Origin of the sequence: Tritonibacter mobilis (genome assembly GCF_001681715.1) — a bacterium.
Lineage (GTDB): Bacteria > Pseudomonadota > Alphaproteobacteria > Rhodobacterales > Rhodobacteraceae > Epibacterium > Epibacterium mobile.
Genome location: NZ_LNWY01000016.1, coordinates 230,434 through 251,071 on the forward strand (window position 1 = coordinate 230,434; position 20,638 = coordinate 251,071).

The 20,638-nt window shown below is 57.6% G+C and carries 21 protein-coding genes and 1 pseudogene; 13 read left to right on the forward strand and 9 right to left on the reverse strand.

Annotated elements, in window-relative coordinates:
• Positions 1-33: 33 nt before the first annotated feature.
• On the reverse strand, positions 34-519 hold the full coding sequence (locus tag UB90_RS16655) for a peroxiredoxin (protein WP_065324224.1): 486 nt from the start codon (positions 517-519) through the stop codon (positions 34-36).
• Between the two features lie 124 nt (positions 520-643).
• On the opposite strand from UB90_RS16655, the gene UB90_RS16660 reads away from it, so the two are divergent.
• The 3 genes and pseudogenes from UB90_RS16660 to UB90_RS16670 all read left to right on the forward strand — a co-directional run bounded on the left by UB90_RS16660 (position 644) and on the right by UB90_RS16670 (position 3,145).
• Positions 644-1,855, forward strand: a complete 1,212-nt coding sequence (locus tag UB90_RS16660) for an NAD(P)/FAD-dependent oxidoreductase (RefSeq protein ID WP_065324225.1) — start codon at positions 644-646, stop codon at positions 1,853-1,855.
• A complete protein-coding gene (rsmD, locus tag UB90_RS16665) occupies positions 1,852-2,418 on the forward strand; it encodes a 16S rRNA (guanine(966)-N(2))-methyltransferase RsmD (protein WP_065324226.1) in 567 nt (188 codons plus the stop codon). The genes UB90_RS16660 and rsmD overlap by 4 nt, the downstream gene beginning before the upstream one ends.
• 61 nt (positions 2,419-2,479) lie before the next feature.
• Positions 2,480-3,145: pseudogene (locus UB90_RS16670) on the forward strand (HAD family hydrolase).
• An 85-nt stretch (positions 3,146-3,230) separates the two neighbouring features.
• Here the strand turns inward: UB90_RS16670 and map are convergent.
• Positions 3,231-4,046 carry a type I methionyl aminopeptidase gene (gene map / locus UB90_RS16675; RefSeq protein WP_065324227.1) on the reverse strand — a complete coding sequence of 272 codons (816 nt, stop codon included), beginning with the start codon at positions 4,044-4,046 and terminating at the stop codon, positions 3,231-3,233.
• A gap of 149 nt (positions 4,047-4,195) precedes the next feature.
• Here map and UB90_RS16680 point away from each other — a divergent pair, with 149 nt between their 5' ends.
• Complete coding sequence (locus UB90_RS16680) at positions 4,196-5,077, forward strand: mechanosensitive ion channel family protein (protein WP_065324228.1); 882 nt, start codon at positions 4,196-4,198, stop codon at positions 5,075-5,077.
• A gap of 10 nt (positions 5,078-5,087) precedes the next feature.
• On the opposite strand, the gene sfsA is transcribed toward UB90_RS16680, so the two are convergent.
• Complete coding sequence (sfsA, locus tag UB90_RS16685) at positions 5,088-5,786, reverse strand: DNA/RNA nuclease SfsA (protein WP_065324229.1); 699 nt, start codon at positions 5,784-5,786, stop codon at positions 5,088-5,090.
• A gap of 123 nt (positions 5,787-5,909) precedes the next feature.
• Between sfsA and UB90_RS16690 the strand changes: the two genes are divergently transcribed.
• The 4 genes from UB90_RS16690 to UB90_RS16705 are packed head-to-tail and all read left to right on the forward strand — an operon-like array spanning position 5,910 to position 8,993.
• Entirely contained in the window at positions 5,910-6,632 is a 723-nt protein-coding gene (locus UB90_RS16690; protein WP_065324230.1) for a competence/damage-inducible protein A, read from the forward strand.
• A complete protein-coding gene (locus UB90_RS16695; protein WP_065324231.1) occupies positions 6,629-7,354 on the forward strand; it encodes a GNAT family N-acetyltransferase in 726 nt (241 codons plus the stop codon). The genes UB90_RS16690 and UB90_RS16695 overlap by 4 nt, the downstream gene beginning before the upstream one ends.
• A gap of 29 nt (positions 7,355-7,383) precedes the next feature.
• Positions 7,384-7,956, forward strand: coding sequence for a peroxidase-related enzyme (locus UB90_RS16700; protein WP_065324232.1), 573 nt, complete (start codon positions 7,384-7,386; stop codon positions 7,954-7,956).
• Positions 7,956-8,993 carry an OmpA family protein gene (locus tag UB90_RS16705; RefSeq protein WP_065324233.1) on the forward strand — a complete coding sequence of 346 codons (1,038 nt, stop codon included), beginning with the start codon at positions 7,956-7,958 and terminating at the stop codon, positions 8,991-8,993. Before UB90_RS16700 ends, UB90_RS16705 begins: the two co-directional genes overlap by 1 nt.
• Before the next feature lie 10 nt (positions 8,994-9,003).
• Here UB90_RS16705 and UB90_RS16710 read toward each other — a convergent pair whose 3' ends face one another.
• From UB90_RS16710 to UB90_RS16720, 3 genes are all read right to left on the reverse strand, one after another.
• Complete coding sequence (locus UB90_RS16710; RefSeq protein WP_039983355.1) at positions 9,004-9,591, reverse strand: LysE family translocator; 588 nt, start codon at positions 9,589-9,591, stop codon at positions 9,004-9,006.
• 378 nt (positions 9,592-9,969) lie between these two features.
• Entirely contained in the window at positions 9,970-10,317 is a 348-nt protein-coding gene (locus UB90_RS16715) for an antibiotic biosynthesis monooxygenase family protein (RefSeq protein ID WP_065324234.1), read from the reverse strand.
• Positions 10,314-10,646 (reverse strand): NIPSNAP family protein, encoded by a 333-nt coding sequence (locus UB90_RS16720; protein ID WP_065324235.1) that lies wholly within the window; start codon positions 10,644-10,646, stop codon positions 10,314-10,316. Before UB90_RS16720 ends, UB90_RS16715 begins: the two co-directional genes overlap by 4 nt.
• Before the next feature lie 209 nt (positions 10,647-10,855).
• Between UB90_RS16720 and UB90_RS16725 the strand changes: the two genes are divergently transcribed.
• Both UB90_RS16725 and UB90_RS16730 read left to right on the forward strand, forming a co-directional pair.
• A complete protein-coding gene (locus tag UB90_RS16725; RefSeq protein ID WP_065324236.1) occupies positions 10,856-11,761 on the forward strand; it encodes a LysR family transcriptional regulator in 906 nt (301 codons plus the stop codon).
• A 208-nt stretch (positions 11,762-11,969) separates the two neighbouring features.
• Positions 11,970-13,031 carry an NAD(P)H-dependent flavin oxidoreductase gene (locus tag UB90_RS16730; RefSeq protein ID WP_065324237.1) on the forward strand — a complete coding sequence of 354 codons (1,062 nt, stop codon included), beginning with the start codon at positions 11,970-11,972 and terminating at the stop codon, positions 13,029-13,031.
• 82 nt (positions 13,032-13,113) lie between these two features.
• Here UB90_RS16730 and UB90_RS16735 read toward each other — a convergent pair whose 3' ends face one another.
• Positions 13,114-15,141 (reverse strand): NADPH-dependent 2,4-dienoyl-CoA reductase, encoded by a 2,028-nt coding sequence (locus UB90_RS16735; RefSeq protein WP_065324238.1) that lies wholly within the window; start codon positions 15,139-15,141, stop codon positions 13,114-13,116.
• 196 nt (positions 15,142-15,337) lie between these two features.
• Here UB90_RS16735 and UB90_RS16740 point away from each other — a divergent pair, with 196 nt between their 5' ends.
• The gene (locus UB90_RS16740; protein WP_065324490.1) at positions 15,338-15,820 is read left to right on the forward strand and encodes an RNA pyrophosphohydrolase; all 483 of its coding nucleotides are present in this window, start codon (positions 15,338-15,340) and stop codon (positions 15,818-15,820) included.
• The gene (locus tag UB90_RS16745; RefSeq protein ID WP_235859302.1) at positions 15,789-16,343 is read left to right on the forward strand and encodes a hypothetical protein; all 555 of its coding nucleotides are present in this window, start codon (positions 15,789-15,791) and stop codon (positions 16,341-16,343) included. Before UB90_RS16740 ends, UB90_RS16745 begins: the two co-directional genes overlap by 32 nt.
• Positions 16,344-16,378: 35 nt before the next feature.
• Here the strand turns inward: UB90_RS16745 and UB90_RS16750 are convergent, their stop codons facing one another.
• The gene (locus tag UB90_RS16750; protein WP_065324240.1) at positions 16,379-17,260 is read right to left on the reverse strand and encodes a DMT family transporter; all 882 of its coding nucleotides are present in this window, start codon (positions 17,258-17,260) and stop codon (positions 16,379-16,381) included.
• Between the two features lie 106 nt (positions 17,261-17,366).
• Between UB90_RS16750 and UB90_RS16755 the strand changes: the two genes are divergently transcribed.
• Complete coding sequence (locus tag UB90_RS16755; protein WP_065324241.1) at positions 17,367-17,855, forward strand: MarR family winged helix-turn-helix transcriptional regulator; 489 nt, start codon at positions 17,367-17,369, stop codon at positions 17,853-17,855.
• A gap of 94 nt (positions 17,856-17,949) precedes the next feature.
• On the opposite strand, the gene UB90_RS16760 is transcribed toward UB90_RS16755, so the two are convergent.
• Positions 17,950-20,295, reverse strand: coding sequence for a methyl-accepting chemotaxis protein (locus UB90_RS16760; RefSeq protein WP_065324242.1), 2,346 nt, complete (start codon positions 20,293-20,295; stop codon positions 17,950-17,952).
• Positions 20,296-20,638 lie beyond the last annotated feature (343 nt).

Sequence of the window (20,638 nt, forward strand, 5' to 3'; positions counted from 1 at the left end):
TAGCTAAGCTGGCGTGTCCGGGATCTGAAGCAATTACAACGCATCAAGCAACGCTTCGCCAGCAGACACTTCGCAAGTGCCCGGACTTTCCTCGAGGTGCAGGATTTTTACCTCACCATCCTCTACGATCATCGCATAGCGCTTGGAGCGGCCAATCAAGCCAGCTGGAGGGGCATCGAACCGCATTCCGATCGCGTGGGTAAAGGCGCATTCTGCATCGGCGAGCATTGAAATACCGGCCTCTGCCGCCCCGGTCGCCTCACCCCAGGCTTTCATAACGAAGGGGTCATTGCCAGAAACGCAGATGATTTCATCGACGCCCTTGGCTGCGAATTGATCCTTGGTGCGAATGAAACTTGGCACATGTGCAGAGTGACACGTGGGTGTGAACGCCCCCGGGACTGCAAAGATCGCCAGTTTTCGTCCTTGAGCGAGGTCCGAAATTTCGACCTGTTCTGGGCCATTTTCGCCGATCCGGGTCAGGGTGGCAGCGGGCAACTTGTCTCCAACAGAAATCATCTGGTCGATCCTTTGTGGTTTTCTCAGGCCCCACCACGGGTTTGGGCAATTGCATCGCGGTGGGCCCTGCATGTAGGGTTCTGCGCAAACGGTATATGAACTGCATCAGGAGACAAGAGCGCACATGACTCATATCGCGGTGATTGGCGCAGGTCAGGCAGGGGCGTCGCTCGTGGCCAAATTGCGCAAGAGCGGATTTGACGGTGATATCACCCTGATCGGTGCTGAAGACGTGCTCCCCTACCAGCGTCCTCCTTTGTCCAAGGCCTATCTCTTGGGAGAGATGGAACTGGAGCGCCTGTTCCTGCGACCTCAGAGCTTTTATGCGGAAAATAATATCACCTTGCGACTGGGCACCAAGGTGGATTCGATTGATGCGGATGCCAAGACCATCCACATCGGGGATGAGGCGATCTCTTATGATCAGTTGGCCCTGACCACCGGTTCGCACCCGCGTCGTCTGCCGGCCTCAATTGGGGGTGACCTTGATGGCGTACATGTGGTGCGTGATCTTGGAGATGTGAATGCGATGGCCCCTTCGGTATCTGAGGGCGCGCGCACGCTTATTGTTGGTGGCGGCTATATCGGCCTCGAAGCGGCAGCGGTTTGCGCCAAGCGGGGCGTCTCAGTCACTTTGGTCGAGATGGCAGACCGCATTTTGCAACGGGTCGCCGCCCCTGAAACCTCAGACTATTTCCGGACTCTCCACCGCTCGCACGGTGTCGATATCCGCGAAGGCGTTGGTCTCAACCACCTCGAGGGGGAGGATGGGAAGGTCACGCGCGCTGTGCTGAGCGATGGCAGTATGATCGAGGTGGATTTCGTGGTTGTTGGTGTCGGGATCGCGCCAGCATCGGAATTGGCCGACGCCGCAGGGCTTGAGATTGAGAACGGCATCCGTACGGACGCGCATGGCCGCACCTCCAACGCGTCGATCTGGGCCGCGGGAGATTGCGCATCCTTCCCATTCAACGGCCAGCGTATCCGTTTGGAAAGTGTCCCCAACGCCATCGATCAGGCCGAAGTGGTGGCTGAAAACATGCTGGGCGCACAAAAAACCTATGTGGCGACACCTTGGTTCTGGTCTGATCAGTATGATGTGAAGCTACAAATCGCAGGTCTCAATTCGGGTTATGATAATGTGGTAACCCGGCAGGGTGCAGAGGGGATCGTCTCCTTCTGGTACTACACGGGCGATCAGCTCGTTGCCGTGGATGCAATGAACGACCCGCGCGCCTATATGGTGGCCAAACGCCTGATTGAGGCAGGAAAAACGGCTGATAAAACGGTTGTGGCCAATCCTGACGCGGATCTGAAGCCGCTTTTGAAGGCGTGAGGATTATCGCAGGAGATTTCCGCGGACGTGCCCTTGCGTCCGTGGGTAAGGGCGATGCAGGTGCGCATCTGCGTCCTACCACGGATCGTGTGCGCGAAAGCCTCTTTAACGTCCTCAATCACAAGATAGAGTTTCAGGGCAAGCGCGTCCTTGATGTGTTTGCAGGTACGGGCGCGCTTGGGCTCGAGGCCCTGTCACGCGGCGCAGAGAGGGTCACCTTTGTGGATGACGGTCGAGTCGCGCAGGGATTGATCCGCAAAAACATCGATATTTGTCGCGCCGGGACGAGTGGCCAGTTGCTGCGCCGTTCCGCTCTCAAACTCGGCAATAATCCTGATCTGGCATATGATCTGATTTTCCTGGATCCGCCTTACGGGAAATCCTTGGGGCAAAAGGCGCTTCAGGCGTTGCTTGATGGTGCGTGGATCGCCCCAAACGCGCTTGTGGTCTGGGAGGAGAATGCTCCAATGGAGGCCATTCCGGGTTTCATATTGGAGGATGTGCGCAAATATGGCGATACACACGTGACACTGCTCTGGTCCCAAAGTGATGACACAGACTGACCTGTCGTAAGGGGCGGCAGAGAATTCATTCAGCCTTACCGCCTGACCGGAGCAGTTGTTCATGCCCAAAACCTACCCAAGACCGAAGCTGGTGATCTTTGATTGTGACGGAGTGCTGATCGATAGTGAGCCGATCTTCAACGCTGTGCTTGTTCAAAACCTTGCTCGCCACGGCTTGCGTCTTATGCCAGAGCAAAGCCAACTCACTTTCACAGGCCTTGCGATGACCGAACTTGCCAGAATGGCATCGCAGATGGGGGCCGTGCTGCCGTAGGACTGGATCACAGAGGTTTACGACGAGGCATATGCTCTCCTGCGTAAGGGTGTGCCACTCATTCCCGGTGTAATGACGGTGATCCGACGACTGGACGTGGAAAACATTCCTTGCTGCATTGTTTCCAACGGGAGTGAAGAAAAGATGCAGATTACCTTGGGACCCCATGGCTTATGGGATCGGTTTCATCCGAACGCCATGTTCTCGGCCCATACGCTGAAGGTCGCGAAACCTGATCCGGAGATCTTCCTCGCAGCCGCCGCTCATTTTGACGTGCAGGCGCGCGACTGTGTGGTGATCGAGGATAGTGCAACAGGGGCCCGAGGCGCTGCGCGGGCCGGTATGCAGTGTTTCGGCTATGCTGCCAACACTCAAGAAACGGCGCTCTTAGCCGAAGGAGCCGAGATCTTTCACCACATGAAAGACCTGCCGCGACTCCTCGGTCTACGCTGACGCTCTGTCCTCTTCTAACCCTGAATATCCCGGGGTGAATGGCCCATCAGGGCCAGAGGGGCAGCGCCCCTCCATGCGGGGAAGGTCAGTCTTGGTCGTAGGTCGGATGAAAACGGCCTGCAGGGGACAGGGTGAAAATATCCACGCCATCTGCAGTTACCCCGACGGAGTGTTCAAATTGTGCCGACAGCGACTTGTCACGGGTGACTGCAGTCCAGTCATCTGCCAGCACCTTGGTTTCCGCGCGGCCCAGATTAAGCATCGGCTCAATTGTGAAAAACATGCCTTCTTCAAGCACAGGCCCGGTGCCAGGGCGGCCATAGTGCAGAACGTTTGGCGGGGCGTGGAACACTTGACCCAGACCATGACCACAGAAATCGCGCACCACGCTCACCCGTTGGCTTTCGGCATATGACTGGATCGCGTGGCCGATGTCGCCAAATGTATTGCCGGGTTTGACCACCTCAATGCCCTTCATCAAGGCATCATGGGTGATTTGAATGAGGCGTTCTGCCTTACGTGGCAGCTTGCCTGCGACATACATGCGGCTGGTGTCGCCGAACCAGCCATCAACGATCACGGTGACGTCGATATTGAGGATATCGCCGTCCTTTAGTTTCTTGTCACCGGGGATACCGTGGCAGACCACATGGTTGATCGAGATACAGCTGGCGTGCTGATACCCTTTGTAGCCAATGGTCGCCGAGGTCGCGCCAGCCTCTTCCACCATTTGGGTGATGATCCGGTCAATCTCGCCGGTCGTTTGGCCGACAAAAACATGCGCAGCGATATCGTCCAGAATTTTAGCCGCCAGAGCACCGGCTGCGTGCATACCGACAAAATCGGCCTGCTCGTAGATTCGGATACCGTCCTTGGTGGTGCGGCCGTTTTTGGATCTCATCGGGGCGTGCTCCATCGCGTGTGTTTGGACTGCTATTTAAGGGGTTCAACTCAAAAGGGCCAGAGGGGCGCGCCTTTCTTTGCGGAACCTTCCTTGGGATCGGGCGTTTTGTCGTAAGAAATACGCCAAAAAACAGGGAACAGATCGAGATGGAGCGCCTAGACAGCATCATGCAAACCGAAATTTACGACGGCAAGGCTCTCGCTGACCTTGTAACACTGGAGTTCCTCGCACAGGTACTCGGCAGTGTCGTGGCGGCGGCCCTTATTCTGATCGTCGGCTTTCTTGTGGCAGGCTGGGCCAAGCGACGTGTCGTTGCGATCAGCGACAACCACACACGGCTCGATGCTACGTTGTTTCACTTCCTAGGTAACCTGGTGCGCTACGCAATTTTGGGTTTTGCGGTTCTGTTTGTTCTCAACACCTTCGGGGTGAAGACAACATCTATCGTTGCGGCCATCGGTGCGGCGGGTCTGGCCATCGGTCTGGCCATGCAGGGCGCGCTTTCGAATGTCGCTGCAGGCGTGATGATCATTCTCTTTCGTCCGTTTAAGCTCGGTGACTTCATCGACGTGGATGGAGAAATGGGCACGGTGAAGGAAATCACGCTCAATAATACGGTGGTTGCAAGCCTTTCGAATGTGAAAGTGATCATTCCCAATGCCGAGGTCTGGGGCAATACGATTTCCAACTACTCGGAATACCCGACGCGCCGTGCAGAATGGAGTTTCGGTGTGGGATATGGTGCCAACCTTGCCCTCGCTGAACGCACAATCCATGACACGATCATGGCCGATGAGCGGTCAATGACGACTCCGGAACCCTTTATTCAGGTTAACAATCTGAACGACAGCTCTGTTGATTTTCTGGTGCGTGTCTGGGTCAGTTCGGCCGACTACTTTCAGTATCAGGCTGACATGAAGCGCAAGGTAAAAGAGGCGCTGGATGCGGCCGGAGTGGATATTCCGTTCCCAACCCGGACCTTGGTACAGCCTCGCAACTCTCAGGATGAAGATCTCGACGCAGCCTGATTGTCAAAGGTCAGTCCGCGAAGGGCTGACCTATCTCCACCCCTTCGGGCGTGATGGAAGTGCCGACAACCAGCCGTTCGACGCCACGCGCACGGGCCGCATCAAATTCAGCGGCGTATGTCGGGTCAATGTCCGCGGCCAGCGCAAAACGCTGACAATCTGTTCGCTGCACCAAGTAAAGCATCACCGCCCGATGACCGGCCTCGGCCATATCGCCAAGCTCTCGCAGGTGCTTGGCGCCGCGTGCGGTGACGCTGTCGGGAAATTCCGCAAGGCCCTGCTGGCGTGAGAGCGTGACGCTTTTCACCTCGACGTAACAATCGGGTAATACGTCGCCTGTCAGCAGAAAATCAATGCGGCTGTTTTGGCCATACTTCACCTCTGCGCGAATGGTGGAATAGGCGGCGAGTTCTTTGATCTGACCTGACGCCAAGGCGCTTTTCAGGGCACGGTTCGGGACTGATGTATCGACCCCTGTGAAATGGCCATTTGCATGTTCGACCAGCCGCCAGCCGTATTTCAGCTTCTTCTTCGGGTCGTCATTCGGTTCGAGCCAGATCCGCATGCCGGGTTTCGCCAATCCCATCATGGAGCCGGGGTTGGCACAATGGGCGGTCACCTCGCGCCCATCCTCCAGCCGACAATCGGCGAGAAAGCGTTTGTAGCGTTTGATCAGAGTCGCGGGGATCAGGGGCGTGGGAAATCTCATGGAACCGGGTGATGGGCCATATTCTGCCACCTGTCAAAGCCTGATCCGCCCCTATCCGCTTGCACCGGCGGCGGGGCTGGCTATCCTCTTGCCAAGAACCGGAAATCCCACAGGAGACGTGCTATGCCCAATCCCACCGCTGCCATGCTTGTGATCGGGGATGAAATCCTGTCGGGGCGCACCCGTGATGCCAATATGTATTACCTCGCAGGTGAGCTGTCGAAACATGGCGTTGACCTCAAAGAGGTGCGGGTGGTCAGCGATGACGCGCCAGCAATTGTTGCCGCTGTGCGGGCACTTTCTGATGCCTACGACCATGTTTTCACATCTGGCGGAATAGGCCCCACCCATGACGACATCACCGCCGATTGCATCGCCGAAGCATTTGGTGCTGCCATTGATGTACGTGCTGACGCCCGCGCGATCCTAGCGGAGCATTATGCCAAGACCGGGGCAGAACTGAATGATGCCCGTCTGCGCATGGCTCGCATCCCGGACGGAGCAGAGCTGATCGACAATCCGGTGTCACGTGCGCCGGGATTCACGATGGGAAATGTGCATGTGATGGCGGGCGTGCCCGTAGTGTTTCAGGCTATGGTTGAAACCGTATTGGCGACACTTGTTGGGGGCAAACCTCTGCTTAGTCAGACCCTGAGGGTGGATCGTGGCGAAGGTGAGATCGCGGCAACCTTATCGGCACTGGCCGAGAAATATGGCGATCTGTCGATCGGTTGCTACCCGTTCCAGATCAACGGCGCGTTTGGTGCGAATGTGGTGGTGCGCGGCACAGATGGCGCGCAGGTGGACGCGGCAATCACTGAACTTGCACGGGATCTTGGCCTGTGACGCTGCCGCTGACCGATCCCAAATACTACGACGTCGTCGAGGCGACATGGCCTTGCCTTCGTAAAGACACCTTGGGTGAGATCACGCTTCGTATCGGTGCAGGAGGTGGCAGCCGCGTCTCAGCGGCCACCGCAGAAGCATCTATAAGCGATGAACAGATCGCCGAGGCCGAAGCCGCCATGCAGGCGCTGGGACAGTCGCGCCTGTTTATGATCCGCGACGGTCAGGATGAGTTGGATCAACAACTCGACCGGCTAGGCTATGAGGTGATGGACCCGGTGGTGCTGTGGACCTGTGCGCCATCGCTATTGACGGATGTCACAATTCCCCGCGTCACGACGTTTTGCCTGTGGGAGCCACTGGCGATTCAACGTGAGATCTGGGCGACCGGTGGGATCGGACCTGAGCGGCTTTCGGTGATGCACCGTGCGTGCGGGCCTAAAACCTCACTGCTTGGGCGATGGAACGATAAACCCGCGGGGACGGCTTATGTGGGTATGTATGGCGACACCGCCATGCTGCATGCGCTTGAGATTTTGCCTCACCAGCGGCGCAAGGGTGTGGGCGTTTGGATGATGCGGCAGGCAGCCTATTGGGCGGCAGAGCAGGGCGCAACTGAGCTGGCGGTGCTGTGCACCCGCGCCAACAAGGGCGCGAATGTGCTTTATGGCGGCCTCAGGATGACCCAGGCGGGCGGCTATCACTACCGTATCAAACGCTGACAACCACACGCCGGAGGAGGGCGTACGTTATGACCAATCCTAAGGAGCCGACCGCGCTCGACCTGCCAATGATGGACCCGCTTCCGCAGGAGACACAGAAGTATTTCGACATCTGCCAAGAAAAGCTCGGCATGGTGCCCAATGTTCTGAAGGCCTACGCCTTTGATGTTGAAAAACTCAATGCATTTACAGCGATGTATAATGATCTGATGCTCGGTGAGAGCAAGCTCTCCAAATTGGAGCGCGAGATGATTGCAGTGGTGGTTTCTTCCATCAACAAGTGTTTTTACTGTCTGGTCGCACATGGCGCAGCGGTGCGGCAATTGTCAGGTGATCCCCAATTGGGCGAGATGCTGGTGATGAACTACCGCGTTGCCCCATTGGAGGCACGCCAGCGCGCGATGCTGGATTTTGCGGCCAAAATGACCCGCGCAAGCGCGGAAATCGAAGAGGCCGATCGAGAAGGGCTGCGCGCTCACGGATTTGATGATCGTGACATCTGGGACATCGCCAATGTCGCGGCCTTTTTCAACATGACCAACCGTGTTGCCAGTGCCTCTGCCATGGTGCCCAACGCTGAATATCACGGGCAGTTTCGGTAATGTTTCAGCAGAGGCTCACAGCGAGGCTTTGGCGTCTGGTATGCGCTGCATTGATCTGTGTGGGGATTGCCGTACAGGCCAATGCAGCGACCATCTCTGTCCCGCTGCCTGCAGGAAGTGAGCTTCTGCGCGAACAGGAAACGCCGCTCGACACACTATTGTTGCCGACTGGTCCGGTCTCTGGAGATGATGTCCCGACACGCGCTGTGGAAGGGCGCATTCATCGGCGCAGCTGGCGGATTGGTGATGGCCTTAGTCCGCTGGAAGTCCTCGCCCCGATCCGTACAGCATTGGAAAAACGCGGGTTTCAAGAGGTTTACGCCTGTACAGCGCAGGCCTGCGGTGGCTTTGGGTTTCGCTTTGGCATTGAGGTAATCCCGGCCCCGGATATGGCGGTCAACCTCTCCAATTACGAATTCTTGGCGGCTGAACAGCCTGAAACCGGCACCGCCGTATCCTTGCTGGTATCGCGGTTCGGCGGATCAATCTATGTGCAGATGTTAGAGCGCCATGACCCCAGTCAATCGTTGCGCCCTTCTGGTGGGCCATCCAATGGCGGGCGCGACACCTCTGACGGTGCAGAATTAGGCTCTGATATTACCGATGCGGCTGAACAGGCGTTGCTTGTGGATGCGATCAAGAAAGGTGGCAGCCTCACCACAGGGGCCATTCGGGATTTGCTGCTGTTGCAGGGCCGCGTTCCCCTGCTGGATCTGGAATTTGACACCGCCTCGACGCAGATGGGCGAGGGCCCATTTGATAGTCTGCGCCAACTTGCCGAGTTTCTCGATCAAAACAAAAGCGCCACCATTCTATTGGTGGGTCACACCGATACTGTGGGGGGGCTTGAGGGCAATATCGCCTTGTCTCGGCGCCGTGCCATTAGTGTTCGCGAACGGTTGACCACACGCTATGGCATTGATGGTGGGCGTATTCAGGTGGCGGGCGCGGGCTACATGGCTCCATTGGCCCCGAATACGACCGAAACAGGGCGTGAAACCAACCGCCGCGTCGAGGCAGTCTTGGTAATGCCCTGAGCGGTAGCCGTCAGGTCACCAGCATCCAGACCGCCACGGCAAACAGCGCAAAGGCAAAGATCATGTTCAGAATGCGAGACTGTTCAGGGCTGTTGAACACCCGTGCCAATCGCGCACCCGCCAAGGTCCATATCGTAAAGGCCAAAAGGTTGTTCAGTGTAAAGATCGTGGTGATGAGCAACACCTGCTCCCATGCGTTTTGCCCCGAAGCGGACAGAAACTGCGTAAACATCAGCGCAATGATTACATAGGCCTTGGGGTTAAAAAGCAGCAGCACGACCCCATCTGTGAACCGCGCAGAGGTGGCACTTGCACGACTGTCATCGGGGGGCGCTTGCAGAAAACGCCACGCGATCCACATGACATAGAGCGCGCCCAGGACTTTCAGGATATCGAACACAGCGGGCATGCGGGATAGTGCTGCAAACCCGCCGAACCCGATCGCCAGCGTGACGAGCCAAGTGGCGATATGATACCCCGCAGATGCCGCGATTGTGGCGCGCGCACCGAAACGCGCACCAGCCGCTGCAAAGAACAGATTGCCGGGGCCGGGGCTATAGGCCAGCGGAAACAGAAAAACGAGCAGAGCAGGGATCATGGTGAATCTCTCCGAGAGCAGACTGATGTGTCGTGCTTGCCTGAAATGCACAGACCACCGCGACCCGAAGCTTGCGCATTTCTCCTGATCCTGCGTCATACTGTAGATAGGGATTTCTTTGCCGGAGAGCTCCGGCCCCCGCAGGTGCTCCGGCTTGCGCCGCAACCCCTTGGCGGCGTTGGGCGTGGCACCGGTGTGCGGTGCGGGGGGCGCGCGCCGGGTAGTCGCCCCTTTCGCAATGGGGGGCTATGAAAACGCGGCGCATCAGCTTCTGGCGAAACCGCAGCGTGCCGCTAAGGCACGCTGCCGGGCCCAACGGGAAGGTGGTGCATCTTCATGCATCCCTGACGGGCGGGAGCGCGCCGTCAGAACAGGGTGCTACTGGTCATGTAGCGCACGGCTATCCGCTGGGGCTTCATCACGTTCTGTCATGCCGTAATCTCGGATGACACCAGCGACCCGCAACCGGTAGTCCGCAAAATAGCCTCCCCGGCCTTTTGACTGCGCTGCCCGGTGTTTTTCCAGATTGCGCCAACGCGCCAGCGCCTCTTCATCCTCCCAGAATGAGAGGGACAGCAACTTGCCCGGAGTGGTCAGGCTCTGGAATCTTTCAACTGATATGAAGCCCTCCATATCCTCGAACAAAGGCTTAAGCGACGCGGCATGGTCGAGATAGGCTTCGGTCATACCGTCAGCTGGGGTGACTTCAAAAATAACTGCGATCACGTTGCGTCTCCTGAGGTGCCATGCGGTGCCGAGGCCAGTTTGAGCCAAGTGCGGTCTTCACGCAAAATGAACTTCTCTCGCTGCGCAAAGTCGTAGTTTCGCTGCCCCAGCGGATCGGCCGCGAGGCGTATGCGATAGGCTTCGTACTCTGCCAGTGACGGGATGTTGTAAATACCATAGGCGCAAGTCGAAGACCCTTCATGCGGGGCAAAATAACCAATGAGATCTGCGCCGTTGCGCGGGATGGCCTGGCCCCAGGTTTGTGCATACTGGCGAAACTGTGCCTGTTTTGTTGGGTCAATTTGATAGCGAATAATGCAAGTCAGCATGGCAGCCCTCTCGTGTTTACAGTGTCTTAAATCCAATATCCCACGCCATGAGCGGAAGGGTTCGCTCTGGGTCGAACTGTTCTCAGAGCCTGTTTCCGGAACTCGAACGATCCGGCGAAAACCCTGCAATTATCCCAAGCGCGCCCCGATCTTGCCTGATTTGCCCTGCAAGAAGGGCAGAAGACAGAACGTGCGACGAGGAAACCGAAATGGACCGACTGACCGAGATGGAAGCCTTCGCCAATGTGGTGGATCAGGGTGGCTTCACCGATGCTGCGAAGAAGATGGGCATCTCCAAATCCGCTGTGTCCAAACATGTTTCCAGTCTGGAGGCTCGCCTTGGTGCGCGCCTGTTGAACCGCACGACACGCCGCGTCTCGCCAACAGAGATCGGCCTGGCCTACTATGATCGCGCCCGCCGGGTGTTGAACGACGCGGGTGAAGCGGACGCGCTAGTCACCTCCATGCAGACTGCGCCATCTGGCCTGTTGCGAATTTCGGTGGCGACGGATTTCGGCGTTAATCACCTGTCGCCCGTGTTGTCGGAATTCCTGCGCGATTTCCCGGACATCACTGTCAACATGGTCCTCAACAACCGCTTTGTAGAGCTGATCTCCGAAGGTTTTGACATGGCCTTGCGTATCGGTGAGCTGGAAGACAGCTCTCTGCGGGCACGCAAGTTGACGGAAACCACAAAGCGCATGGTGGCCTCTCCGGAATATCTTGAGAAATATGGCCGCCCGCAGAAGATTGACGATCTGAACGAACACAAGCTCCTGCATTACTCCAACCAATCCAGCGGCAACGTGTGGAAACTGACCGCACCATCCGGTGAAAAACGCCAAGTGCGCTCCTCCGGTTGGCTTTCGGTCAATGATGGTCAGTCGCTGTTGAATGCCGCGATCTCAGGTCTCGGGATCGCCTATCTGCCGAGCTATCTTTACGCCGAAGCGAAGGCCGAAGGGCTGGTTGAGGATGTCATGCCGCAGTTGCCGGTCGAGACGCTCGGTATCTACGCGGTTTACCCGCCCGGTCGCTTCACTCAGCCGAAGGTGCGTGCCTTTATCGATTTCCTCGTTCATGCCTTTGCAGAGAAGGGCATGGAAACCTGGTAGATTGCGTGGCGCCTTTTGTGTGCCTCTCAATCCACCTCCTCCCGGCCGCAAGGCCATTTCAAGACTCCCTCGAAAGACTCGCCCCTCGCGTCATCCGCGGGGGCTTTTTTGTTGCGTATCCTTTCGCGTGTCGGAGTGGTCTTCTGCCACACATTGGGTCACAGTGCAGGTATCTCACACAAGAGCACTCGCCGAAGGACCATCTCTCATGACCGATACACAGGCCTTTCTGGATTGTCTCGGAATCACGTTGCCACTCATACAGGCACCGATGGCCGGCGTGTCGCCCCCCCAACTGGCGGCTGCGGTGTCAAATTGCGGCGCGCTCGGCTCTATTGGGGTCGGAGCGTCGCGACCCGATGCGGTGCGCGCGCAAATCCAAGAGGTGCAGGGCCTGACCACCTCTGCGTTCAATGTGAATTTCTTTTGTCACCAAACGCCGGTGCGGGATGAAACCAAAGAACAACAATGGATAGATCGCAGCCAGCCTCTGTTTGAGCGGATGGATGCAAACCCTCCTGCCGAACTCTCTGAGATTTATACAAGTTTCCGGGACACCGATGCATTCCTTGAGGTGATCTTGGATCTGCGCCCTTCGGTTGTGAGCTTTCATTTCGGCCTCCCCAAGCCCCACCAGATGGAGGCGATGAGAGCTGCTGGGCTCACGCTTCTCGCAAGCGCGACCTCGCTGGATGAGGCGCGCCGGATCGAAGCATCGGGGTGTCACGGTATCATCGCACAAGGGTGGGAGGCAGGCGGACATCGCGGCATATTTGACCCGCAGGCAGCGGATGCGCGCACGCCCGCGATGGATTTGGTTGCCGATCTTGCGAGCCGCACATCACTGCCGGTGATCGCTGCCGGAGGTCTGATGACCGGAGGCGATATTGCCAGTGCATTGGCTGCGGGTGCGGCGGCAGCACAGCTCGGTACCGCTTTTATTGGCTGCCCGGAGAGCGTCGCTGACACTGCCTATCGCGAGCGGTTGGCGCTGGGTGGAGAGACGGTTATGACGGCTGCGATTTCCGGTCGACCCGCGCGCTGCCTCAGCAATGCTTTCACGGAATGGGCAGGAGATATCCCAGCGGGCGAAATTCCCGCCTATCCCTGTGCTTATGACCTAGGCAAAGCACTGAACGCTGCGGCTAAGGCGCAGGGCGTCACCACGTTTGGGGCACAATGGGCAGGTGCTGGCGCTGATCAGGCGCGCACCTTACCTGCCCAAGAGTTGATCCACGCCCTGATGACGGAGTTGGAAGCCGCGATTTGAGGCCGCGTGCAAAGCGCCGAAGCGTCTGTTGCCCATGCCAAAGTTTCCGGCGGCATCGGTCAGCTCGACACGCGGCGTCAGGTCAAAGTGTGGCAGCCAGACGCGTGCCTTGATTGATCGCGCGTTTGGCGTCGAGTTCCGCCGCAACATCAGCGCCCCCGATCACATGGGCGGTCACACCGATTTCGGACAATTGGTCCGTCAGTGAGCGTTCGCTGACCTGACCCGCACAAAGCACGATGGTGTCGGCCTCGATCACGGTCGGATTTTCACGGGCCTCGCCAAAACTCACATGCAGACCTGCGTCGTCGATGCGCTCGTAGTTCACGCCTCCGACAAAATCGACGTCTTTCATCTTGAGCGTGGCGCGATGAATCCATCCGGTGGTTTTGCCCAACCGCTTACCGTGGCGTTCCGCTTTGCGTTGCAACAGCGTGACTTTACGGGCTGGTGCTTCTGGCTGCGGACCCTCCGGCGCAAGACCAGAGCGATGCTCGGCAGGATCGGTCACGCCCCATTCGCGCATCCACAACGGTAGGCTTTCTGACGGGCTCTCGCCCTCATGCAGCAGATATTCGGAAACATCAAAGCCGATGCCCCCCGCGCCAATCACCGCGACCTTGTCGCCGACTGGCACTTTGTGGCGCAGCACATCAATGTAGCTTACGACTGACGCATGATCCTGCCCCGGAATGTGGGGGTCCCGCGGGATGACGCCGGTGGCGATCACTACCTCGTCAAACCCCTTGAGGTCTTCGGCACCCACACGACGCCCCATCTCCAAGGTGACGCCCGCTTTGGCAACCATAGTGCGGTACCAATCGACCAGGCCCCAGAACTCTTCTTTGCCGGGGACTTGTTTGGCCATATTGAGTTGGCCGCCGATTTCATCAGCAGCATCAAAGAGCGTTACGCGATGTCCGCGCTCAGCGGCTGCGATTGCGGTGGAAAGGCCAGCGGGGCCAGCACCGACGATCGCAATGGATTTTGGAGACTCGGTGGGCGTCAGCGCCAGCTCGGTCTCATGGCAGGCACGGGGGTTCACCAAGCAAGACGTCAGCTTGCCGCCAAAGGTGTGGTCCAGACAGGCCTGATTACAGGCGATACAGGGCGCGATCTCGGCGCTGCGACCTGCCTCGGCCTTTGCGACAAAATCTGCATCCGCCAGCATCGGGCGCGCCATCGACACCATGTCGGCGCACCCTTGTGCCAGCACGTCCTCGGCGACCTCGGGCGTGTTGATCCGGTTTGAGGTGATGACGGGGATTGAAACATGACCCATCAGTTTTTGGGTGACCCATGCAAATGCGGCTCGGGGAACCGAAGTTGCGATGGTGGGAATGCGCGCTTCATGCCAGCCGATCCCGGTGTTGATAATGGTCGCACCTGCAGTCTCTACGGCTTTGGCGAGCTGCACAACCTCGTCAAAAGTGGAGCCATTGGGCACGAGGTCGATCATCGAGAGGCGATAGATCAGGATGAACTCCAGCCCGACCGCTTCGCGCACGCGACGTACTACCTCGACCGGCAGTCGCATGCGGTTTTCATAACTGCCACCCCAGCGGTCTTCGCGTTTGTTGGTGTGGGTTACGAGGAACTGATTGAGGAAATACCCCTCAGAGCCCATGATCTCGACGCCATCATACCCGGCTTCTTTCGCCAGCCGGGCGGCATTCACGATGTCAGAGATCTGCTTTTCGATCCCATCTTCATCCAATTCATTCGGTGGGAAGGGCGAAATCGGCGACTTCACGGCACTGGGGGCCACGCATTTGGGGCCATAGGAGTAGCGACCCGCATGCAGGATCTGCATCGCGATCTTGCCGCCAGCCTCATGCACGGCTTTTGTCACCACGGAATGGTTCGCGACATCCTGCTCGGTTGTCATCATCGCCGCACCGGGCAGCACGGAGCCTTCGAGGTTGGGACCGATCCCGCCGGTCACCATCAGCGCAACCCCGCCACGGGCACGAGCGGCGTAGAACTCCGCGACGCGGTTCCAATCGCGGGTCTCTTCCAAGCCTGTGTGCATGGAACCCATCAGGACACGGTTCTTCAGCGTGGTAAAGCCCAGATCCAACGGGGCCAACAGATGTGGGTACGCAGCCATGACACTCTCCCTGCAAACTCATTTGGCGGCTCGTGAAAACGCACCGCATGTTGGGCGCAGGATCGCCCGACGGGCTGCCGATGTCACCTCCATACGCGGCGTCACCCCCTTGCGTGCCCCGGCGGCACACGGTCTAACAGGGAGCGAAACAACCGTTGCCGGAGGCTGAGGCATGAGCAAAACATCCCCAAAAGAGATGACCCCGGAGCAGATCGCCGCACTGCCGTATCGTCCAAATGTGGGCGTCATGATGATTAACGGAGAGGGGGCTGTGTGGGTCGGCCAGCGGATGGACCGCTATAAGGACGCTTGGCAAATGCCCCAAGGCGGTATCGATAAAGGCGAGGATGCACGTCTCGCGGCGTTGCGAGAATTAGAAGAAGAAACCGGCGTCACCCCTGATCTGGTCGAGGTGATCGCTGAAAGCAACGGCTGGCTGCCCTACGATCTGCCGCATGAGGTGGTGCCGCACTTCTGGGGCGGTAAATATCGCGGGCAGGAACAGAAATGGTTCTTGCTGCGATTTACCGGGCGTGATGAACAGATCAACATTGCAACCGATGACCCGGAGTTTTCCGCGTGGTGCTGGCTGCCGGTGGATCAACTGGTCGATAAAGTCGTCCCCTTTAAAAAGGAGGTCTACGCCCGTGTTGTCGAAGAATTCCAAGCCCATCTGTAAAGCTGCCCTTGTGGCAGGATTGACCATAGCGACAGCCACGCAGGCTTTGGCGTTGAGTTGCGTGCCGATGGGGCCGGGCGATGTCTATCGGATCGTCTCCGACAGTGAGGATCCATTTCTGGTGATCGAAGGCCGCGTCAGTTTTGACGAAACGCTTTTGCCGCAATACTTGGATGCCAATCCACGTGCGACAGAGAAACCCACGGAAATCCCGGCGCAAGTCACGGGTCTTTTGTTGGGCGAACGCATGTTTGATCAGCCAGTGGAGGGAGAAATCACCCTCGAAGCCCATTGTCTGGGACCCTGGTGCGGCAGCCTGGTTTCGGGTGCGCGCTACCTGTTTTTTGCACGCCAGACCGAGGATCGTGTGGTTGCGGTGGTGGAACCCTGTGGTGGCTTTTTCTTCTCAGCAGAAGATGGCAGCGCCGGAGATACGGTGCTGCAGTGTCATTTGGGCGGAATATGCCCCTCGCAATTGCCCGAAAGTTTGGAAGGCGCAGTGACACCGCTGGCCGAGGATTGACCGGCCAGCAATCAGGTTTGGCGCAGGCTGCATTTTTATTCAGCGGCTACGGGTGCTGTCATTGCAACCGCTGGTTTGGGGGCCTGCTGGCCGAGCCAGACTGAGAATAATGCTACGATTGCCCCAAGCGCCTGCAGTGTGGAAAAGTGCTCGCCCGCAAACAGCGCACCGAGGATCACGGCCGTCAGCGGGCTGAAAACACCCAGAAGCGAAATCTGAGCAGGCGCGATGCGGCTTATGCCGCGAAACCATAGAATATAGGTGAACGCGCCGCCAATCAGGCTCATATAGCCGAGGCCAATCAGGTTTGCCGTCGAAAGGGTCGGCCATTCGGGCAGTGCAAATAAGGCGACCGGTATCAACAAGATCCCGCCGGCTGAGAGTTGCCACGCCGTGAACGTCAGCGCAGGTACACCCGGTTGCCATCTCCGGGTGAGCACCACGCCCGCAGCCATCGACAGCGCACCGCCAAGTCCGGCCAGCACACCTGTGGGGTCTAGGCTGGCCTCTGGCCCAAGCACCAGTAATCCAACCCCAATGATGCCCAGAAAGGCGGCCGCGATGCCTTTGCGATGGATCTGTGTGCCAAGCAGCGCACCGGAGAGGGCCATTACGAACAAAGGCTGTACGGCTCCTAATGTGGCTGCGACTCCGCCCGGCAAGCGATAGGCCGACAGGAACAAAAACGCCCAAAACACCGAGAAATTCAGCGCGCCAAGCACAAAGATCTTTGGCAATAACGCCACGGGTGGAAGCTGCCGCACGAGTAAAAGGAGTAACAAGCCAGCGGGCAAGGCGCGCAGCAGCGCAACCAGATAGGGCGACTCTCCGGGTAGAAAGGTTGTGGTCACAATATAGCTGCTGCCCCATATCGCGGGCGCAAGTGCAGTGAGGGCGAGGTCTCTTGTGTCTGTCATGGCGTTGCCTCCTAGGTATCTTGACATCGAGATAGTACCCAGAAGTCTCGACGTCAAGATATGTGCTTGCATTGACCTTCCCTGCACGGCGGCACATTACTGTCGCATGGATCATGTGGACTTCATTTTAGAACAATGGCGCAAAGAACGGCCTGACCTTGATGTCACCGCGATGGGCGTTGTTGGTCGCGTTGGTCGGCTTCATCTCGCGTATATGAAACCGATGGAGAAAACCTTCGCTCGCTTCGGCCTGAATGGGGCAAAGTTTGATGTATTGGCGACGTTGCGCCGCGCCGGAGCACCACATTGCCTTTCTGCTGGTGACCTGATGAAGGCGACAATGGTTGCCTCTGGCACCATGACAAACCGGATTGACCGGCTTGAGGTGGATGGGCTGGTTAGCCGCACCACCAACCCCGAAGACAGCCGCAGTTTTTTGATTGGGCTGACGGAGAAGGGGTTTGACTTGATAGATCGAGTCGTCGAAGTCCATGTCGAGACACAGGCATCGCTCCTTGAGGGATTGTCAGATGAAGAAATCGCGCAACTTGCGACGTTGCTGTCAAAGGCCTTGAATGCCGCAGGCCGCATCTGACATCAGATGCGACCCGTTGGTTTGTCCGTCACCTGAGGCCGCAGGGCGAGCGGTCAAGATGTGGACAAAGTCTGATCAGCTGGTTTGGTCTTAATCAGAAATCTTCGTAGTAGTTGAAAGCGGCGCTGCCATCACTCGCGAATGTCCCATGGGCCGTCGGGGCGAGAGGGGTCTCCTCATCCGTTTCGGCATCCAAATCCCAACTATCCACCGCCGGTTTGGGGCTGGCGGATACCATTTGCCCGGACAATTTGAATTTCGCCACTACACTACCCAGTTCAGCGGCGTCATTGTCTAGCATCTGACAAGCGGCAGACGCTTCCTCAACCATCGCAGCGTTTTGTTGTGTGACTTGATCCAGTTGCACCACGCCGGTGTTGATCTCGCCGATGCCATTGGATTGCTCCGAGGCACCTTCAGCGATACCCGACACCAGTTGCGAGATATTGTTCACACGCTCCACGATCATCTGCAGCGCGTCACCGGCTTTGCCGACGAGATCGACGCCAGCTTCGACCTGTTTGGAACTCTCACCGATCAGCGATTTGATCTCCATCGCCGCATCTGATGAGCGCTGGGCGAGCGCTCGGACTTCGCTTGCGACGACGGCAAAACCACGTCCGGCCTCGCCTGCGCGCGCAGCTTCAACGCCAGCATTGAGCGCCAGCAGGTTGGTTTGGAACGCGATATCGTCAATCACGGAAATGATCTGTTCGATCTTCTTCGAGGATTGCTCAATTTCCGTCATCGCGGTCACAGCATTCTGTACAACCCCGCCGCTGACTTCGGCCTCCTGTTTCGCCTCGCCAGTGATCTGTTCGACGCTGCGAGCACTGTCTGCAGCGGACTTAACGCTCACCGTCATCTCTTCTAGCGCGGCGGCTGTTTCTTCCAGTGTCGCGGCCTGACTTTCAGTCCGGTGGGAGAGGTCATTTGATGATTGGTTGATTTCCGCCGCACCATTGCGGATGCGGTTCACCGCGCTCACCACATGCCCGAGTGTTTCATTGAGCGTGGTCACGGTTTTGTTGAAATCCTCGCGCAGTTTTTCGTGTTCACCCGCGAAAGGCGTCTCAATCTTTGTGGAGAAGTCTCCTTGCGACAGACGCAACAGCCCGGTGCTGAGGTTTTCGACGACAATGGCCTGTTCACGCTGTTGCTCAGCACGTTCTTCGTCTGCGCTGCGGGCGATTTTCAGGTCGTCCTGAAAAGAGAGCAGCGCTTTGCCGATGTCGCCGATTTCATCGCCACGCTCGGCCTCTTCGACGCTGGTGTCCAGATTTCCGGAGGCAACTTGGGCCATACCGTTCGCAATTTTATGCAGCGGACGGGTAATCGACGCAGCAACCCGCCAGCCGAGAAAAGACATCATCGCACAGATCGCAAATCCGATGAGAGCCAGTATCAATGCTTGGCGGCGCAGTGGAGCCATGACGTCTGCGACATCCTGTTCGACAACCAGCGCCCAATTGGCAAGATCAAGTCCGACTGGACGGGATGCCGCCATGACTGGGTGGCCGTCCAACCCCGTTTCACCCTTGGAGAAATGGATCTCTCCCTTCAGGGCCGTTGCAAGATGATCTGCCTCTGGGAGCGTGTCGAGCACGCTGTACCCGTCGTCAAAACGGGAGGTTGTACGTGCTTTATAATCTGCGCCAACGATATAGACCTGTGCGGTCTCACCAAGACCGTCATCATTGTTTGTAATGACACCGAACATATCAACCGGAACCTGTACCGCGACGACCCCCAGCGGGCTGCCATCCGCTGCCATGACAGGGGTTGCGAGGAACGCCGCCGCCGCGCCATAACTTGGGGCGTATGGCTCCATATCTGCAAAAACCACTTCACCCTCAGCAGCAGAGCTTGCAGCGCGATAAGCCTTGCCCAATCCAGAGTCCGCATAGGCGCCATCACTGAGGTTGGTGGCGTAATCCATCTCCTTAAAGACGGAATAGATGATGTTGCCCTCTGGACTGATCAGGAAGGCGTCGTAATAGCCTTTGCTTTCAATCAAGGTGCGCAAACCGTTATGATAGACCGCGTGCGTCTCGTGATAGGCCGCGCCCCCTTCGGCGCGCTGTAGCTTATGCTTCTCACCGGTAGGGAAGCTGTTTTCAGTGATGTAAGCGGTTTGCAAACTGGCTGCCGCCTCAGATCCAAGAGCGTTCCATGTTTCTTCAAAACTGATCAGCGCAGTTGAGGTGGCGGGAGACTGGGCCAGTGAGACCAGATCGTTACGAATATTGAACATGATCTGGCGCACAGAATAGCTCCGGTCCGCCAAAAGCGATGCCATCTGGTCTTTGACGGATCGTTCGGCGAACCGGTTGAAGGCAATCAGCGCCGCAGCGATCAGGAGGAAACTGGTTACCGCGCAAAATCCCGCAAAGAACAAGGGCAGTTTGCGAGAGATTTTTATGGTATTCGTACGAAACATGACGAGATCCTGTGGTGTTGCTTGACCTTCAGAGTATCTGTCGTCGCCGCTGTTTAAGAATTCGCAAATATAGCCATAATCGTATATCTTTCGAGCGAACCTATACTTTCGCGCTGTCGAAGTGTTCGGAATTCCGGTCAGCTATGGCCTCAATGCGAAACGCCTTGATCTCACAGGGAAAGTCCGATTCGAATCGGGGGAATGATGGCGGGGGGTAATTGCCCAATATTTGCGCATAAATTTGGATATGCTAATATTTTGGGCGTATCGATGAGGGCGCTATTGCGTGTTGGGATGCGCGCATCTGCTGGCACCGAGCTCACGTGGCCCGGTGCCATGATCC

Excerpts from the sequence above, each read along its gene's own strand:
- UB90_RS16655 (WP_065324224.1), bottom strand. The coding sequence starts at position 519 with ATGATTTCTGTTGGAGACAAGTTGCCCGCTGCCACCCTGACCCGGATC.
- UB90_RS16660 (WP_065324225.1), top strand. The coding sequence starts at position 644 with ATGACTCATATCGCGGTGATTGGCGCAGGTCAGGCAGGGGCGTCGCTC.
- map (WP_065324227.1), bottom strand. The coding sequence starts at position 4,046 with ATGAGATCCAAAAACGGCCGCACCACCAAGGACGGTATCCGAATCTAC.
- UB90_RS16680 (WP_065324228.1), top strand. The coding sequence starts at position 4,196 with ATGGAGCGCCTAGACAGCATCATGCAAACCGAAATTTACGACGGCAAG.
- sfsA (WP_065324229.1), bottom strand. The coding sequence starts at position 5,786 with ATGAGATTTCCCACGCCCCTGATCCCCGCGACTCTGATCAAACGCTAC.
- UB90_RS16690 (WP_065324230.1), top strand. The coding sequence starts at position 5,910 with ATGCCCAATCCCACCGCTGCCATGCTTGTGATCGGGGATGAAATCCTG.
- UB90_RS16700 (WP_065324232.1), top strand. The coding sequence starts at position 7,384 with ATGACCAATCCTAAGGAGCCGACCGCGCTCGACCTGCCAATGATGGAC.
- UB90_RS16705 (WP_065324233.1), top strand. The coding sequence starts at position 7,956 with ATGTTTCAGCAGAGGCTCACAGCGAGGCTTTGGCGTCTGGTATGCGCT.
- UB90_RS16710 (WP_039983355.1), bottom strand. The coding sequence starts at position 9,591 with ATGATCCCTGCTCTGCTCGTTTTTCTGTTTCCGCTGGCCTATAGCCCC.
- UB90_RS16720 (WP_065324235.1), bottom strand. The coding sequence starts at position 10,646 with ATGCTGACTTGCATTATTCGCTATCAAATTGACCCAACAAAACAGGCA.
- UB90_RS16725 (WP_065324236.1), top strand. The coding sequence starts at position 10,856 with ATGGACCGACTGACCGAGATGGAAGCCTTCGCCAATGTGGTGGATCAG.
- UB90_RS16730 (WP_065324237.1), top strand. The coding sequence starts at position 11,970 with ATGACCGATACACAGGCCTTTCTGGATTGTCTCGGAATCACGTTGCCA.
- UB90_RS16735 (WP_065324238.1), bottom strand. The coding sequence starts at position 15,141 with ATGGCTGCGTACCCACATCTGTTGGCCCCGTTGGATCTGGGCTTTACC.
- UB90_RS16740 (WP_065324490.1), top strand. The coding sequence starts at position 15,338 with ATGACCCCGGAGCAGATCGCCGCACTGCCGTATCGTCCAAATGTGGGC.
- UB90_RS16750 (WP_065324240.1), bottom strand. The coding sequence starts at position 17,260 with ATGACAGACACAAGAGACCTCGCCCTCACTGCACTTGCGCCCGCGATA.
- UB90_RS16755 (WP_065324241.1), top strand. The coding sequence starts at position 17,367 with ATGGATCATGTGGACTTCATTTTAGAACAATGGCGCAAAGAACGGCCT.
- UB90_RS16760 (WP_065324242.1), bottom strand. The coding sequence starts at position 20,295 with ATGTTTCGTACGAATACCATAAAAATCTCTCGCAAACTGCCCTTGTTC.